General features: G+C 61.6%; 14 protein-coding genes. 9 read left to right on the top strand and 5 right to left on the bottom strand.

Annotated elements, in window-relative coordinates:
- The first annotated feature begins 2 nt into the window (after positions 1 to 2).
- The 7 genes from ACLIRY_RS11605 to ftsY all read left to right on the top strand — a co-directional run bounded on the left by ACLIRY_RS11605 (position 3) and on the right by ftsY (position 6,399).
- Complete coding sequence (locus tag ACLIRY_RS11605; RefSeq protein WP_413205550.1) at positions 3 to 542, top strand: NUDIX hydrolase; 540 nt, start codon at positions 3 to 5, stop codon at positions 540 to 542.
- Positions 543 to 608: 66 nt separating this feature from the next.
- A complete protein-coding gene (locus tag ACLIRY_RS11600) occupies positions 609 to 1,430 on the top strand; it encodes a hypothetical protein (RefSeq protein WP_413205549.1) in 822 nt (273 codons plus the stop codon).
- Between the two features lie 76 nt (positions 1,431 to 1,506).
- Positions 1,507 to 1,974 (top strand): preQ(1) synthase, encoded by a 468-nt coding sequence (queF, locus tag ACLIRY_RS11595; RefSeq protein WP_413205548.1) that lies wholly within the window; start codon positions 1,507 to 1,509, stop codon positions 1,972 to 1,974.
- Between the two features lie 409 nt (positions 1,975 to 2,383).
- Positions 2,384 to 2,785 carry a hypothetical protein gene (locus tag ACLIRY_RS11590; protein WP_413205547.1) on the top strand — a complete coding sequence of 134 codons (402 nt, stop codon included), beginning with the start codon at positions 2,384 to 2,386 and terminating at the stop codon, positions 2,783 to 2,785.
- Positions 2,786 to 2,870: 85 nt separating this feature from the next.
- Positions 2,871 to 3,725 carry a diaminopimelate epimerase gene (gene dapF / locus ACLIRY_RS11585; protein WP_413205546.1) on the top strand — a complete coding sequence of 285 codons (855 nt, stop codon included), beginning with the start codon at positions 2,871 to 2,873 and terminating at the stop codon, positions 3,723 to 3,725.
- On the top strand, positions 3,722 to 5,053 hold the full coding sequence (gene mtaB / locus ACLIRY_RS11580; RefSeq protein WP_413205545.1) for a tRNA (N(6)-L-threonylcarbamoyladenosine(37)-C(2))-methylthiotransferase MtaB: 1,332 nt from the start codon (positions 3,722 to 3,724) through the stop codon (positions 5,051 to 5,053). The genes dapF and mtaB overlap by 4 nt, the downstream gene beginning before the upstream one ends.
- The gene (ftsY, locus tag ACLIRY_RS11575) at positions 5,050 to 6,399 is read left to right on the top strand and encodes a signal recognition particle-docking protein FtsY (RefSeq protein ID WP_413205544.1); all 1,350 of its coding nucleotides are present in this window, start codon (positions 5,050 to 5,052) and stop codon (positions 6,397 to 6,399) included. Before mtaB ends, ftsY begins: the two co-directional genes overlap by 4 nt.
- 504 nt (positions 6,400 to 6,903) lie before the next feature.
- Here ftsY and ACLIRY_RS11570 read toward each other — a convergent pair.
- From ACLIRY_RS11570 to ACLIRY_RS11550, 5 genes are read right to left on the bottom strand one after another with little or no spacing between them, the layout of a single operon-like run.
- Positions 6,904 to 8,214, bottom strand: a complete 1,311-nt coding sequence (locus tag ACLIRY_RS11570) for an amidohydrolase family protein (protein ID WP_413205543.1) — start codon at positions 8,212 to 8,214, stop codon at positions 6,904 to 6,906.
- Entirely contained in the window at positions 8,211 to 9,152 is a 942-nt protein-coding gene (locus tag ACLIRY_RS11565; RefSeq protein WP_413205542.1) for an ABC transporter permease, read from the bottom strand. Before ACLIRY_RS11565 ends, ACLIRY_RS11570 begins: the two co-directional genes overlap by 4 nt.
- Before the next feature lie 4 nt (positions 9,153 to 9,156).
- On the bottom strand, positions 9,157 to 10,206 hold the full coding sequence (locus tag ACLIRY_RS11560) for an ABC transporter permease (RefSeq protein WP_413205541.1): 1,050 nt from the start codon (positions 10,204 to 10,206) through the stop codon (positions 9,157 to 9,159).
- Positions 10,207 to 10,221: 15 nt separating this feature from the next.
- On the bottom strand, positions 10,222 to 11,841 hold the full coding sequence (locus tag ACLIRY_RS11555; protein WP_413205540.1) for an ABC transporter ATP-binding protein: 1,620 nt from the start codon (positions 11,839 to 11,841) through the stop codon (positions 10,222 to 10,224).
- Positions 11,841 to 12,875, bottom strand: a complete 1,035-nt coding sequence (locus ACLIRY_RS11550; RefSeq protein WP_413205539.1) for a BMP family protein — start codon at positions 12,873 to 12,875, stop codon at positions 11,841 to 11,843. Before ACLIRY_RS11550 ends, ACLIRY_RS11555 begins: the two co-directional genes overlap by 1 nt.
- A gap of 388 nt (positions 12,876 to 13,263) precedes the next feature.
- Here ACLIRY_RS11550 and ACLIRY_RS11545 point away from each other — a divergent pair, with 388 nt between their 5' ends.
- Entirely contained in the window at positions 13,264 to 14,652 is a 1,389-nt protein-coding gene (locus ACLIRY_RS11545; protein WP_413205538.1) for an AAA family ATPase, read from the top strand.
- Positions 14,653 to 14,657: 5 nt separating this feature from the next.
- On the top strand, positions 14,658 to 15,359 hold the full coding sequence (locus tag ACLIRY_RS11540) for a retron system putative HNH endonuclease (protein ID WP_413205537.1): 702 nt from the start codon (positions 14,658 to 14,660) through the stop codon (positions 15,357 to 15,359).
- Positions 15,360 to 15,394: the final 35 nt, after the last annotated feature.

The following is a 15,394-nucleotide window of genomic DNA, read 5'->3' as shown; positions in this document are numbered from 1 at the left end:
GGGTGCCCACCCCCTACGAGGGACCGGTCGGCCCCACCGTCCGGTCCCGTTTCGTCGCCGTCTACCCCTTCGCCCGGGTGGACGGCAGCGACCGCATGTTGATGCTGCGCCGGGCGGTCGGAGCCTTCGCGGGGCATTGGTACATGGTGACCGGCACCATCGAACCGGGCGAGCGCGCCTGGGAAGCGGCCCTGCGGGAACTGCGGGAGGAAACGGGTCTCGTCGCCCGGGAGCTCTGGTCTGCGGATTTTACCGACGCCTTTTATAACCCCGCCGATGAATGTATCGAGATGGTGGCCACCTTCGTCGCCAAGGTGGGAGAGGATCCCCTGGTCACGCTGAATGGGGAGGCCCCTCCGGTCACTCTGAACGGCGAGGCAGACGCCCATGAATGGTGCTTCCTGCCCGAGGTGCTGGCCCGCATGCCCTTCGCCGGACATAAGCGCGCCCTGGCCGAGGTCTGGCCCCGCTTCCTGGACGGCACCCCTCCACCCTGGCTGCGGATCCCCCTGCCCGAAGGGTGCCCCCTGCCCGAAGGTTGACGGAAGGGCGCTCCGGGGTCACCTTGTCGGCGACCAGAGCAAAGACATTATGTGGAGTGAGTGTTCATGGGGTTTTTTCGGCCGTTTGGCTTGTCCCTCGCCTTGTCCCTGGCTTGTGCATTTGGTGGCTCGGCCTGGGCGGCGGTGCCCACGCCTTCGCCCCATGCGCCTGCGGCTTCGGTGACGCCGCTGTCCGGTCCGGTGACCATCGGTGATGCGACGGTGACGGATGCCCCCCGGCTGGTCCAGTCGCGCACCCAGTACGAACAGGGTGGGAACAAGGGAGAGATGGAAATCCGCTTCTCCAGCTTCGTGACCAAGACCGTGGAGGGGAACCGGGTGACCCTGACGGTGAAGGGCGATGACTTCTCCATGGACATGCCGGGCGCGGCCAAACCGCCCGAGGAAGACATCCGTGCCATGATCTCCAAGGTGGAGGCCAAGGCCGTGATCGACCGGGCCAAGGGGGCCACGACGGTCTCCGTAACCGGCGGGACTGGCCCCACCGCTGCGAGTGTGGAGAAATTCGCCCAGGTGCTGGCCAAGGGCATGTTTGGCGGTCAGACCCTCAGCCAAGGGCAAGAGGTGCTGTCCTACAATACCGAGGACCTGGGCACCGGCGCGGGCACGGGCTTGACCATGGCTGTCAAGGGCCATGTGGCTGGCGGCGCCTCGGGCGGGGGTCGGGATTACGTGGTCATCTCCGGCGAGGGGCCGGCCTTGGCCCAGGGGCACCAAATCGGAGCCGTGTCCTTCGTCTCCTATGTCGATCGGTTGACGGGATTGCCGGCCTGGACCCATACGACGTTGACCATGGATATTCCCGACACCCAGAACCCCATGAAAATGGACATGGAACAGACCGACGAAGTCATGATCCTGGAGTAGGGATGGGGTCTCGTCGGCCCCCGGACCGGGGGACGGAAGGTGGGGCCCGGAGCGGGCCACGGAAAAAGGAAGCACCATGTCCTCGGATAGCATCTACGCCAACCTGACCCAGCTTGGCGGCAAGACAGAGCTTCCGGCCTCGCCCGAGGCGGCGGAGCTGGAAAAAGTGCCCAACCCGCAGGCGGGGACGCCCTATTGCGTGCGCTTTACGGCGCCTGAGTTCACGTCGCTTTGCCCGATCACCGGCCAGCCGGATTTCGCCCATCTGGTCATCGACTATGTCCCCGGGGATTGGCTGGTGGAGAGCAAATCCCTCAAGCTCTACCTGGGGGCCTTCCGCAATCATGGGGCTTTCCACGAGGATTGCACGGTCTCCATCGGCAAGCGGCTGGTGGACCTGCTCGCCCCGCAGTGGCTGCGCATCGGCGGCTACTGGTACCCCCGGGGCGGTATGCCCATCGACGTTTTCTATCAAACCGGCGAGGCCCCAAAGGCGGTCTGGATTCCCGATCAGGGTGTGCCGGGCTATCGGGGTCGGGGGTAGGCTGACGGGGGGGGCTGTTTCTCCTCGTTTACCATTGCGCGTGGCGCCCAGTCTGGGTGCTCCGATACATTGCCTGTTGTTCGATTGTTATGTTAATATCAAATAATGTCGAGTGATCGGAACCAGACAGTCAATTCGGCTTGACACCACGGAGTTTGGACAATGATTGGAATCTTTGGGTTGGAATCCCTAGCTCTCACGATTTCCATCGTGTCGGTCGCCGCATCCCTTCTTATTCCCATTGGGAGGGCCATCTTATCTCGGTCTCGGGGAAACTTTGAAATGACACTTAAGATCGGGGATCAACAGTTCCGCTTTCACGATTTCCAGACTATGTCGGAAAGCGATACCAAGGAAATTATTTCGGCATTAAAGCAAAACAAAGCTCCCATGTGATCGGAAATTTCGAGTGCAGTCCGATCAATTGAATAGGGAAAACACAGGTAACCCACGACGGAGCGGGACTGCGTCAATCGCCGCTGGAGGCGGCGGCGGTGGCATTGTTGTTTACCTTATCAACACATATGCAGCGCCCGATCTGAAAGAACTTCTAATGTATTTTGCTCCGGTAACCGCTATAGGAATCAGCACTGTCTACAGCTATCTTCTGAAAAGTGGAAAGGGCTCTCTCAACAACTGGACAATTCGGCGAGAGCTGAACAAAGCGAGAGCACATTTGAACCACATCGAAGGCAGGCCAGGGTCTTCCGAAGATCTGAAGAGCAAGGCTCGCCAAAAAGTCGAAGCTCTCGAACTTACGGTGATGAACATCCATACGAAACGCGTCGAAGTCATCATCAAGGATGAGTGAGGACTGAGCGTTCCATACACAGTAAATCCTCTCGTGACGGCGCTAGAGTGAACTTTTCTCCATTTTCCTTGAAGCAACCAACCCCATGAGTTTAACCGGCAGGCCATTCCTGAAAATGCACGGCCTGGGCAACGATTTTATCGTGATCGATGCCCGGACCCATCCGCTTGAGCTGACGGAAGCGGCGGTGCGGGCGGCGGCCAATCGCCGCTCCGGTCCCGGGTGCGATCAGTTCATCACCCTGTTGCCCCCGACCGGAGGCGGCACTGCGACCATGGGTATCCGCAACAGTGACGGCGGCGTCGTGGAGAGCTGCGGCAATGCGGCCCGCTGCGTGGGGCGTCTGTTGCTGGAGGAGAGCGGCGGCGATCGGGTCCGCATCGATACGCTGGGCGGCCCGATCGAGGCCTTTCGCGTGCCCGGCAAGGACCTGGGCGAGGCCATCACCGTGGACATGGGGCCTGCCCGGCTGAACTGGGCGGATTTGCCGCTGTCCGGTCCCGTGGAGACCCTGGAGCTGGACCTGTCCGTTGGCCCTCTGTCGGGACCCTGCGCTGTGTCCGTCGGCAACCCCCATGCGGTGTTTTTTGTCGAGGATGCCGAGGCCGTGGATCTGACCACATGGGGTCCCCAGGTCGAGCACCATCCCCTGTTCCCCAAGCGGGTCAACGTGGAAGTCATCAACCGCCTGGATGCGGATCACATCCGCATGCGCGTCTGGGAGCGGGGCGTGGGCATTACCCAGGCTTGCGGCACCGGTGCCTGTGCCGTGCTGGTCGCTGCGGTCCGCCGTGGCCTGATCACTGGCCGAGAGGCCGTGGTCGAGTTGGACGGGGGGCCCCTGCACATTGCTTGGCGGGAAAGCGACAACCGAATCCTGATGACCGGCTCGGCCACCCTGGCCTACCGCGGTGTGCTGGAGGAGGGGGGCTGGCAATGAGCACCCCTGCCGAGCAAAGCGCCGGGACGGCTCCCGATGGAGCTCCCGAAGCAAACGGGCTGCGGATCATCACCTTTGGATGCCGCCTCAACACCTACGAGTCCGAGGTCATGCGCGATCAGGCTACCCAAGCCGGTCTGACGAACGCCATCATTGTCAATACCTGCGCTGTGACCAAGGAAGCAGAACGTCAGGCCCGCCAGACCATCCGCCGCTTGCGCCGGGAAAACCCGGAGGCCAAGGTCATCGTCACCGGCTGCGGCGCCCAGATCGACCCCCAGGCCTGGGGGGCCATGCCCGAGGTGGACAGGGTGCTGGGCAACGAGGAAAAGCTCAAGGCGGAGAGCTACGGGTCGATGGGGGCGATGGGGGATGCCTTCTCTATCGGTGAACCGGCCAAGATTTTGGTCGAAGACATCATGACCGTAACCGAAACCGCCGGTCACCTGATCGGTGGGTTCGAGGGGCGGGCCCGGGCCTTTGTCCAGGTCCAGCAGGGCTGCGATCACCGCTGTACCTTCTGCATCATCCCCTTTGGCCGGGGCAACAGCCGCTCCGTTCCCATGGGACAGATTACCGAACAGGTCCGCGCCCTGGTGGCCAATGGCTATGGGGAAGTGGTCCTGACCGGCGTGGACATCACCGCCTATGGCCCCGATCTGCCCGGGGCGCCGACCTTGGGCCAGATGGTCCGTCGTCTGCTGGCCGCCGTGCCGGAACTCCCTCGCCTGCGCCTGTCCAGCCTGGATCCGGTGGAAGTGGACGAGGATCTGTTCGCCCTGATCGCCAGGGAGCCCCGCCTGCTGCCCCATATGCACCTGTCCGTTCAGGCGGGCGCTGACATGATCCTGAAGCGCATGAAGCGCCGCCACCTGCGCGACGACGTCATCGCACTCGCCAAGCGTCTGCGGGAGCTGCGCCCTGACATGGCGCTGGGCGCGGATATCATCGTTGGCTTCCCAACGGAGACGGAAGCGCAGTTCCAGGATACCCTGGATCTGGTCGACCAAGCCGGGCTGACCCATCTGCATGTCTTCCCCTATAGTTCCCGTCCGGGGACCCCTGCGGCGCGGATGCCCCAATTGGACAAGGCGACGATCAAGGATCGGGCCAAGCGCCTGCGGGACAAGGGAGAGGCGGTCCTGGCCGCCCATATGGCCCATCGGGTCGGCCAATTGGACCGGGTATTGATTGAAAAGCCGGGCGAGGGCCATGACGAGGGCTTCTTGCCCGTGCGCGTGCCCCCGGACTACCCTGCGGGCCAGATTCTTCCTGTCCGGTTGTTGGCCGGGGATGGCACCCATTTGATTGGAGAACCGGTTTCGTGAGCGAACGCGATAAGGAAAAGAAGGGCTTCTGGTCCCGGATCATCGGCCCGACCACCTTCGAACAACCCAAGCGCGTCCCTGAACCGCCCACCGTTTCTCCTTCCGGGCCGGAAGGCGAGCCCAAGGTCGTTTCGCCGGAAGGCGAGCCCAAGGTCGTTTCGCCGGAAGGCGAGCCCAAGGTCGTTTCGCCGGAAGGCGAGCCCGAGGTCGTTTCGTCGGAAGGCGAGCCCAAGGTCGTTTCGCCGGAAGGCGAGCCCGAAGTCGTTTCGCCGGTACTTGTTCCCGAGCCAGAGCCCGAACCCGCTTCCCTTCCCGATCCAATTCCGGACCCTGAGCCCGCCCCCGAGCCCGTTTCCGAGCAGGAGGAAGAGGCGGAGGCGATCGCCGAGGCTCCGTTCGAGGGGGGCCAGTCCGAGGACGGCGCTCCAAAAAAGGAAGGCTTCTTCGCTCGGCTGCGGGCAGGTTTGGCCCGCTCTTCCTCGCGCCTTGTTGGCGGGATCATGGGGCTGTTCACCCAACGCAAGCTGGATGACGCCGCTCTGGAGGAACTGGAAGACCTGCTGATCACCGCCGATCTGGGTGTTGATACGGCGATGAAGCTGACCCAGTCGCTGGCCAAGGAGCGGTTCGGCAAGGACGTGACCGGAGACGAGGTTCGGGTCCATTTCGCCCAGGATATCGCCGAGATCCTGACGCCTGTTGCGCGGCCCATGCCCATAGACCCGGCCAACCGCCCCCATGTGGTGCTGGTGGTGGGCGTCAACGGATCGGGTAAGACCACGACCATTGGAAAGATCGCCAATCAGTTGAAGAAAGAGGGCAAGACGGTGTTGCTTGCGGCGGGCGATACCTTCCGTGCCGCAGCGGTGGAACAGCTCAAGGTCTGGGGCGAGCGGACAGGCTGCCCGGTGATTTCCCGGGATACCGGGGCGGACGCCGCCGGTCTTGCCTATGACGCCCTGCAACAGGCCCGGGCCGAGAAGTACGATGTCCTTCTCATCGACACGGCGGGGCGCCTGCACAACAAGGCCGAGTTGATGGACGAGTTGAAGAAGGTCGTTCGGGTGATCAAGAAGCTGGAGCCCGAGGCTCCCCACGTCTGCCTCCAGGTCCTCGACGCCACGGTGGGCCAGAATGCGCATCAGCAGGTGAAGGTCTTCCAGGAGATGACGAACGTGTCCGGTCTGGTGATGACCAAGCTGGACGGGACGGCCAAGGGCGGTGTCGTGGTGGCGCTGGCCGACAAGTTCGGTCTACCGGTCCACTACGTGGGTGTCGGCGAGGGGATCGATGACCTTCGCCCCTTTGACGCCAAGGATTTCGCCAACGGTCTGATGGGGCTGTAACGGTTGCAGGGGGCTGACAACGGGACGGGACATGAGGCGTGCCGCTCCCCATCATCCGTTGGGAGGCAGCGGCCTGTCCAGATCCTCTGGCTCTCGGTTTTTCGGGGCCAAAGTGCAGAGTTCACGGGGAATTCAGTGGAAAAATGGGCCAGAATGTCACGAACTTTGCACGAAAACCCCCCTATATCTCCTTTGAAAACAAGGGGATATAGGGGTCTCCAACTCTACCATGACCGTGTGGGACGGGGCCATGGAACTTATTAAATGGTCATTAACAAGTCAACGGGACTCTACCATGACCGTGTGGGACGGGGCCATGGAACCGGGGGGCGCAGTGAAAACGACCGCGCCGCACTCTACCATGACCGTGTGGGACGGGGCCATGGACCGTGTTTTTGGCGCCAAGAAGGGGTGATTTTTTACCGCATGTGAAACGCGGAGCTGTTCTTTCATCCCCTGGTTCCCAAATGAATGGGGCCCCGGGGCCTCAGGCCGCCAGTTTCGTCAAAGAATGGGGGGGAGCGGGGCAGAGCCTCGCCGTCGGTTCACAGAGCCGGGACGGCCCGGCAGGGCAAGGGTCGTATCCCTCCGGTCCCGCCGCGCCACAATGGCACCCTTGGACAGGACCAGCAGTCGATCCGGACGCAGGCGGATGGCTTCGATGGGATCTGCGGCGTCCAGCACCACCAAACTCGCCCGTTTGCCCGGGGACAGCCCCAGATCTGTCAAACCGAGCATCGCTGCGGGGGTGGTCGTTGCCATGTCGAAGCCCCGGCGCATGGCTGCGGGGCTTGTCATCTGGGCCACATGCAGTCCCATGAACGCCACGTCGAGCATGTCTGCCGTCCCCAGGGGATACCAGGGGTCGAGCACACAGTCCTGTCCCCAGGCCACCCGGATGCCCTGGGCGAGCATCTCTGGCACCCGGGTCATGCCCCGGCGCTTGGGGTAGCTGTCATGGCGCCCCTGGATGGTGATGTTGATCAGTGGATTGGCCACGGCGGAGACCTGAGCTTCGGCCATCAGGGGCAGCAGCTTGGAAACATAATAATTGTCCATGGAATGCATGGAGGTCAGATGGGACCCCGTCACCCGGCCCTGTAACCCGAGGCGCTGGGTCTCGTAGGTCAACTGCTCAATGTGGCGGGAGAGGGGATCGTCGGTCTCGTCGCAATGCATATCGACCAACAGGCCCCGCTCCGCCGCGATCTCGCAGAGCTCGGTGACGGAGCGGCGTCCGTCCTCCATGGTGCGTTCGAAATGGGGGATGCCGCCGACCACGTCGACGCCCATGTCCAGCGCCTGCAGGGTGGTCTTCCTGGCCTTGGGCGCCCGGTAAAAGCCATCCTGGGGGAAGGCGACCAGTTGCAGGTCGAGGTAGGGTTTGACCCGCTTCTGGGCTTCCAGAAGGGCGCGGACGCCGACCATGGCCTGGTCGTCGCTGGTGTCCACATGGCTGCGGATGGCCAGCAGTCCCATGGAAACGGCCCAGTCGCAATAGGTCAGGGCGCGGTCCAACACTGCCTCTTCGGTCAACAGGGGCTTGAGCTCACCCCAAAGGGCGATGCCCTCCAGCAGGGTACCCGAGGTGTTGATGCGCGGAAGTCCCTGGGTCAGGGTGGCGTCCATGTGAAAATGGGGATCGACGAAGGGCGGTGCGACCAGATTGCCGGAGATATCGATGATCTCGCCCACCGTTTCCGGATCTGCGGGGATCTTCGGCTCGATGGCCGCGATCCGGTCGCCCTGGATGGCGATGTCGGCGGTTTGACCGTTGGGCAGGGTGCCGCCCGTGAGGAGGATGTCGAAGCTCATCGTTCGCCCTTTTGGTAAGGTGCCATCAACGCCTTGGGATAGCTGGCCCGCCGGGCCACGACAACCAGGGCCAGGATCGACAGGACGTAGGGAAGCATCAGGAAGACCTGATAGGGGATGACGCCTCCGGTCACCTGTTGCAGGCGCACTTGATAGGCGTCGAAGGCGGCGAAAAGGACAGCCCCCAGCAGCGCCTTGCCCGGCCTCCAGGAGCCGAAGACCACCAGGGCGATGCAGACCCAGCCGCGCCCGTTGATCATCTCGAAGAAGAAGGAGTTGAAGGCGCTCATGGTCAGGAAGGCACCGCCCACGGCCATGAAAGCCGATCCGACGGCGACCGCGCCCATGCGGATGGCGGTGACACTGATGCCCTGGGCTTCCACGGCTGCCGGGTTCTCGCCAACGGCCCGCAGGGCAATGCCGACCGGCGTGCGATAGAGAACCCAGGCAACGGCTGCGACCAGACCGAAGGCCAGATAGGTCAGCGGTGTTTGGTTGAACAGGGCCTGTCCCACAAGGGGGATATCGGACAGGATGGGGATCGGCAGGGGCTGAAAAGGCTCGATCTTCGGCGGAGAGGTCACCTCGGGCAGGGCCAGACGGTAGGTGAAATAGGTGAGGCTCGTGGCCAGCAGGGTGATGCCGATGCCGGTGACATGTTGCGACAGCCCGAGTGGCACGGTGAGAAGACCATGTAACAGGCCGAAGACCATGCCCGCCAGCGCAGCGACGGCGACGCCAAGCCAGAGGTCTCCGCCCAGATAGACCGTGAGCCAGCCGGTGAAGGCGCCCACGGTCATGATCCCCTCGATGCCGAGATTGAGCACGCCCGCCCGCTCGCAGATCAGCTCGCCCATGGTGGCGAAGATCAGCGGCGAGGCGATGCGGATCGCCGCCAGCCAGAAACTGCCCGTCAGCAGGATATCAAGTGCGTCCATGGGGCTATCTCCACCGGATCCGGAATCGGGTCAGCATGATCGCCGTCACCATGGTGAGCAGGGAGGTGGCGACCATGACCTGGGCGATGTAACTCGGGACGCCCGCCGTGCGGCTCATGGCGTCGGCGCCGACGAAGATCCCGGCAACGAAAATGGCCGAGATCACCACACCGAGTGGATTCAGCAGGGCCAACATGGCCACGACGATGCCCGTGTAGCCATAGCCCGGCGAGAGGTCGAGGGTCAGGTTGCCCTTCAGCCCGGCGACTTCGGAAAATCCCGCCAGCGCGGCGAGACCACCGGAGAGCAGGGCGGTTTTCATCAGGACAGGATTGACGGGGATCCCGGCGAAACGGGCGGCCTCCCGATTGTTGCCCACGGCCCGCATCTCGTAACCGAGCGCGGTTTTCTTAAGGATCACCCATAGGGCCAGCGCACAGGCAAGCGCGATGCCGAAGCCCCAATGCAACCGCTTGCCGTGGATGATCCGGGGGAGCTTGGCCTCGCTGATCAGGCTGGCGGATTTGGGCCAGCCCAGCCCCATGGGATCCTTCAGGGGACCCTCCAGCAGCATGGAGACGAACAACAGGACGATGAAATTCAGCAGCAGGGTGGTAACGACCTCGTCCACCCCGAAGCGGGTTTTCAGCACCGCCGGACCCAACAGCAGCAGGGCGCCCGCGACCATGGCACAGAGGGCGATCAGGGGGATCAGAAGGGGGCCGGGCAGGGGCAGGGCTCCGGTCCCGAGGACGGCGGTCACCACCCCTCCGATATAGAGCTGGGCTTCGGCGCCGATATTCCACAGCTTGGCATGGAAGGCGACAGCCACCGCCAGCCCGGTGAAGATCAGCGGTGTGGCCCGGGTCAAAGTCTCCAGCAGGGCGAACTGGGATCCTGCCGCGCCCTTGGCGACCAGCCAGAACACGTTGAAGGGCGAGGCTCCGGCGAAGAGCACCAGGACCGAGGCAATCACCAAGGTCGCCAGGATTGCTCCCGCAGGATACAGCAGGGTCATGGCCAACCCTGGTGCCGGTTTGGGTTCAAGCCGCATGGGAGGTACCCCTTTTCATATCTCACGGCAGTCCGCTTCGCGGACACCTCCGATGGGGCGGGCTTCGCCCGGCACCCGGTCGGGTGCTTGGCCCGTTTCCGGTCCATTCTCTGAAAAACCATGTCCGGCCATGCGCTCGCCAATGTCGCGGGGGCTCAGCTCGCCCCGTTTCGTGGCGGGGGAGAGGCGGCCTTTGGAGATGACGATAATCCGGTCTGACAGGGCCAAGACTTCGTCCAGATCCTCGGAAATCAGCAGGATCGCCGCGCCTCGGTTGCGGGCTTCCAGCAGTCGGGCATGGACATAGGCCACGGCCCCCACATCCAGGCCCCGGGTGGGTTGGCTGGCGAGGATCACCTGCGGATCTCCGTCGAAGGCCCGGCCCAGGATGAGTTTTTGCATGTTCCCGCCGGACAGCAGGCGCACCGGCGCGCTGGGGGAGGGGCATTTCACGTCATAGTTCCGGATGATCGTCCGGGCGAAGTCTTCCGCCGCCTTCCAGTCGAGAAAACCCCGGCGGTTGAAGCGCGGCGAGCGGTAGCTTTCGGAAATGACGTTCTCGATGGCGGTCATATCGCCGATCATGCCCGTGGCATGTCGGTCCTCAGGAATACGGCCGATGCGGTGGGCCAGCGCGGTCCGTGCGGTCCAGTCGCCCATCTCCTCGCCGCGAATGCGGATGGTGCCCGAGACGGGTTTGAGGGTGCCAGCCAACAGGGCGGCCAGGGCGGCCTGGCCGTTGCCGGAGACACCGGCCAAGCCGGTGATCTCGCCCTCTCGCAAGCTGAGGTCGACATGATCCAGGGGCGCCCCTCCGGCCCGTCCAGCGGTGCAAACACCGGACAGCTCGATGACGGTTTCCCCAGGGGCATGGTCGATCACCGTCGGTTCGGCGATGTCATCGCCCACCATCAGGGCGGCAAGCTCACCCCGGTCCGTCTCCGCCGTCCGCCGTTCCCCGGCCAGCTTGCCGGACCGGAGGACGAGGACCCGGTCGCTGGCGGCCATGACCTCGTGCAGCTTGTGGGAGATGAAAATGATGGAGAGTCCCTTGTCGACCAGCTTTTTCAGGGTGCGGAACAGGGCCTCGGTTTCCAGCGGTGTCAGCACCGCCGTGGGTTCGTCGAGGATCAGGATCCGGGCGTCCCGATACAGGGCCTTGAGGATCTCCACCCGCTGGCGTTCGCCGACGGAGAGGTCCGAGACCAGGGCGTCCGGATGGACTTCCAGACCGAAATCCCGGGACAGGGCTTCAACGCGGGCCAGGGCGCGCCGCCGGTCGAAGCGCAGAGAAAACAGGCTTTGGGTGCCCAGCGCGATATTCTCCAGCACGGTCATCTGGTCGGCCAGGGTGAAATGCTGGTGGACCATGCCGATGCCTGCGGCGAGCGCCGCCTTAGGTTCGCCCGGGGGCAGGCGTTGGCCAAAGGCTTCCACATATCCTTCGTCGGCCACGTAATGGCCGAATAGGATATTCATCAGGGTGGTCTTGCCGGCGCCATTCTCGCCAAGCAGGGCGATGACTTCGCCCTTGTTCAGGGTGATGGAAATGGAGTCATTGGCGACCAGCGGACCGAATCGTTTGGTGACGCCGACGAGGCGGAGAACCGCCCCGTCGTCCATCGTTGCCGTCATTAGCTGGACTTCGGCTCTGCGTCGTCGATCTCGACGACAAATGAGCCGTCCATGATCGCCGCTTGCTTCTCGGCCACCAGTTTCATGGCGGTTTCGGGCACTTTCCCCTCGAAGGTGCCGAGCGGTGCCAGCGAGCAGCCGCCTTCCTTCATGAAGGAATAGATGCCGTAGTCCTCGGCCTTGAAGGTTCCCGCCTTGACCTTGGCAATGGCCGCGTCCAGGGTCGGCTCGAAGTGCCATAGGGCGGAGGCGACAACGGTCTCCGGATATTCGGACTGGGTGTCGATCACATTGCCAACGGCCAGAATGCCCTTTTCCTTGGCGGCGTCGGAGACGCCAAACCGCTCGGCATAGAGCAGGTCCGCTCCAGCTTCGATTTGGGCGAAGGCCGTTTCCTTGGCCTTGGGGGGGTCGAACCAGGATCCGATAAAGGCCACCTGGAAGGTGGCGTCGGGCGCGGTTTCCCGCACACCGGCCATGAAGGCGTTCATCAGGCGGTTGACTTCAGGAATGGGGAAACCACCGACCATACCGATGTTCTTCGACTTGGTCATCGCCCCGGCGATGATGCCAGACAGGTAGGAGGCATCCTGGATATAGTTGTCGAAGACGGCGAAATTCGGGTTGTCTTCCGACGGTTTGAAGGACGACCCAAGCAGGAAGGCCTTGTCGGGATAGTCTGCGGCCACCTGGCGGGCCGCATCTTCGACGGCGAAGGCCTCGCCGATGATCAGATCATATCCGGCCTCGGCATATTCCCGCATGACCCGCTCGTAGTCGCCATTCGCGGTGTTTTCCGAGAAGACATATTCGATTTCGCCGCGCTCCTGGGCGGCGTTGGCGGCGATATGAAGGCGGCTCACCCACTGCTGCTCCACGGGAACAGTGTAGACGGCGGCCACTTTGAGCGGGACCTGGGCCTGCGCGCGCCCCGTCAGACCCGGCAGGGTCAGGGCTGCGGCGCCCAGGGCGGTCGCACGCAACAGGGATCGGCGGGAAATGGAGAGGGCGGGGCCGGTCTGACGAAACGCCATGGGGGGAACTCCTGGTTTGAGTGTCTTTGTGATGAATTTGCCCAAACTTTAGGCGCGCACAAAAGTTGATCAATTGGTCAAATCCTACGGTCGGATTCCCAAACGAGCAAGAGGCAAGAAAAAAGAAACGGAATCGTATCAATGTGAGGGGTAAGCACTGGGGTGGTGCTTGCACATAAGGAAAACGGAAGGCAAGCTGGACAAATGCGGTGTCCGGATGGCGTCGGCGTTGGATTTGCGCAATTTTGAATTTTAATTACACCTCAATATGTGGTTTTATTGGTAATTCATGAATGGTCATCAAGAAAAGCCGATGTACATCTTGGTAACATGAGCGCCCATCTTTGAATATCAAAACAGGCATGCTGCCGAAATGGAGCCCAAGGCGATGCATCTTACAAAGATTAGCATATCAAATTACCGTTGTTTCGATTCTCTAGAGATTGATTTTGATCGGCACCTAACCGTTTTGGTGGCGCCTAACGGGCAAGGGAAGACCACCGTACTGGACGCATTGCGCGTTGCTGTCTGGCCGTTTGTAAAAGGTTTCGATCTTGGTAGTCAGACGGGAAAAGGGGCGACAATCCAGATTCCCGATGTGCGTCTGGCGAAGCTGAAGGGCGGCAACATGGAGCCCCAGGTTCCCAGCCGTATCGAAGCTGTCGGTGCTTGGGACGCCCCCGAGACGCGTCAATGGGTTCAAACCCGCGAACGGGTTAAACGCGGGACAAACACCTCGGGAGATGCGCCGACCAAGGAGTTGACCCGGTGGGCGGGGAGCTTGGAGCGGCGTGCGCGCGGTGGAGACCCTGAGGTAATCTTGCCTCTTGTCACCTATCTCGGGACCTCGCGGCTGTGGTTTCAAGGGCGTTTCACCTCGAATGCCAAGGAGGTGTCGTTGGGCAATGAAGACTACTCACGGACCTCGGGTTATCTGAATTGCCTTTCCTATTCTTCCAGCTTCCCCGCTTTTAAGGAGTGGTATGGGTGGGTGTACCGTAGCTATCGTGAAGAACAAATCCAGACGCTGGAAAGCAACGGTGCGCTGAGCGAAGAGGGTGAGCGGTTCAAAAAAATCATTGCCGTGATTAAGGACGCGGTCGATGCTTTAGTTGAAGACGCCACCGGGTGGCATGATCTGGAATACAGCTCCAGCCAAAACCAACAACTCATTATGCGGCATGGCGAATTCGGCACAATTCCGGTTGATATGTTGAGCGATGGGATGCGCAATGCCATCGCAATGGTGGCAGATCTCGCCTTCCGTATGGCCAAGCTAAATCCCCACCTGGGAAAGGAGGCGCGTCAGACGCCTGGAATCGCTTTGATCGACGAGGTGGACATGTTCCTTCACCCGTCGTGGCAACAGAGAATCCTACCGTCGCTGCGCAAGGCCTTTCCGAACGTTCAGTTCATCGTCAGTACCCATAGTCCGCAAGTCTTGACCACGGTTGGCCGGGATAATATTCGGCTTCTTGGACAGCGCTTGGACGGGACGTGGCATGCGCCAAAGCCGGAACAGGAAATTATAGGGGTCGAAAGCGCCGTCGCTCTCAATGATATTATGCATGTCAACCCGATTCCGCCTGTGGAGGAGGCAGATTGGTTGGCCAAATATACCGTCATGATCGAGTCCGGAAGCCACGAATCCAATGAAGGAAAGGAACTCCGCAGGATTCTCGAAAGGGTTTACGGGCCCCGCCATCCTTTGATCCTGGATGTCGACAGATTGATTCGCTTCCAGGCAATGAAACTTAAGAACCGCAGTGGGGAGTGACGCGGATGCATAAGCTGGATCGAGCTCGGGTGGCTGCTCCCGCATGTCTGAGTAACTATGATTACGAAACTCAAACCTGGGATGATTTCGGAAGCGATTGCAAGAAAGAGCTTCGCAAGCAACTTGGTTCCATGCAGGGGCGCCGCGTTCCGGGCTCGGAAGATCACGTTATTAACTTGCGTTGTGCCTATTGCGAAGAGGAAATATTTTCCAGGGAGGGCAGCCGACATGGGCATATCGAGCATTTCCGCAGGAAGAATCCAGTGTGTGGCTTTCCCCAATTGACCTTCTCGTGGGAAAATCTCTTTTTATCATGTGACTCGCAGGACCATTGTGGTCACTTCAAGGACAGTAAGGGGGCGTCTGTCTACAATCCCGATTCTCTGATTAAGCCTGATGAGACGGATCCCGATGACCTTTTGTTCTTTCATTCCAATGGCATTGTTCGTCCTCGGGAAGGGCTGACAGGCGACGACCAAAATCGAGCGAACGAAACCATCAATACCTTTAATTTGAACGAGCCCGCGCTGAAAGGAAAGCGTGCCAAGGCGGTTGGGTCCTATCTAAAACGCGTGAAAAGCGATTTGGAGGAGATTGCTTCCTGGAATGAGAAGGATCGGCAAGACTTTTTCCGGCAGGAAATAGAAGAAACGTGTTGGGACTCTTTCGCTACAACGATCCGGCACTTTTTCCAGCGTGCTGGCTGATCCCGTTTCACTTCCATTCTATAAGTTTTAGAGTC

The sequence above is a fragment of the Rhodospirillum sp. A1_3_36 genome, assembly GCF_047263945.1.
Classification (GTDB): domain Bacteria; phylum Pseudomonadota; class Alphaproteobacteria; order Rhodospirillales; family Rhodospirillaceae; genus Rhodospirillum.
Note: the sequence above shows the minus strand (reverse complement) of the source record. Positions and strands in the feature narration are given on the sequence as shown.

Bases quoted from the DNA above. Each gene is read 5' to 3' on its own strand.
- ACLIRY_RS11600 (WP_413205549.1), top strand. From the start codon at position 609: ATGGGGTTTTTTCGGCCGTTTGGCTTGTCCCTCGCCTTGTCCCTGGCT.
- queF (WP_413205548.1), top strand. From the start codon at position 1,507: ATGTCCTCGGATAGCATCTACGCCAACCTGACCCAGCTTGGCGGCAAG.
- dapF (WP_413205546.1), top strand. From the start codon at position 2,871: ATGAGTTTAACCGGCAGGCCATTCCTGAAAATGCACGGCCTGGGCAAC.
- mtaB (WP_413205545.1), top strand. From the start codon at position 3,722: ATGAGCACCCCTGCCGAGCAAAGCGCCGGGACGGCTCCCGATGGAGCT.
- ACLIRY_RS11570 (WP_413205543.1), bottom strand. From the start codon at position 8,214: ATGAGCTTCGACATCCTCCTCACGGGCGGCACCCTGCCCAACGGTCAA.
- ACLIRY_RS11565 (WP_413205542.1), bottom strand. From the start codon at position 9,152: ATGGACGCACTTGATATCCTGCTGACGGGCAGTTTCTGGCTGGCGGCG.
- ACLIRY_RS11560 (WP_413205541.1), bottom strand. From the start codon at position 10,206: ATGCGGCTTGAACCCAAACCGGCACCAGGGTTGGCCATGACCCTGCTG.
- ACLIRY_RS11555 (WP_413205540.1), bottom strand. From the start codon at position 11,841: ATGACGGCAACGATGGACGACGGGGCGGTTCTCCGCCTCGTCGGCGTC.
- ACLIRY_RS11550 (WP_413205539.1), bottom strand. From the start codon at position 12,875: ATGGCGTTTCGTCAGACCGGCCCCGCCCTCTCCATTTCCCGCCGATCC.
- ACLIRY_RS11545 (WP_413205538.1), top strand. From the start codon at position 13,264: ATGCATCTTACAAAGATTAGCATATCAAATTACCGTTGTTTCGATTCT.
- ACLIRY_RS11540 (WP_413205537.1), top strand. From the start codon at position 14,658: ATGCATAAGCTGGATCGAGCTCGGGTGGCTGCTCCCGCATGTCTGAGT.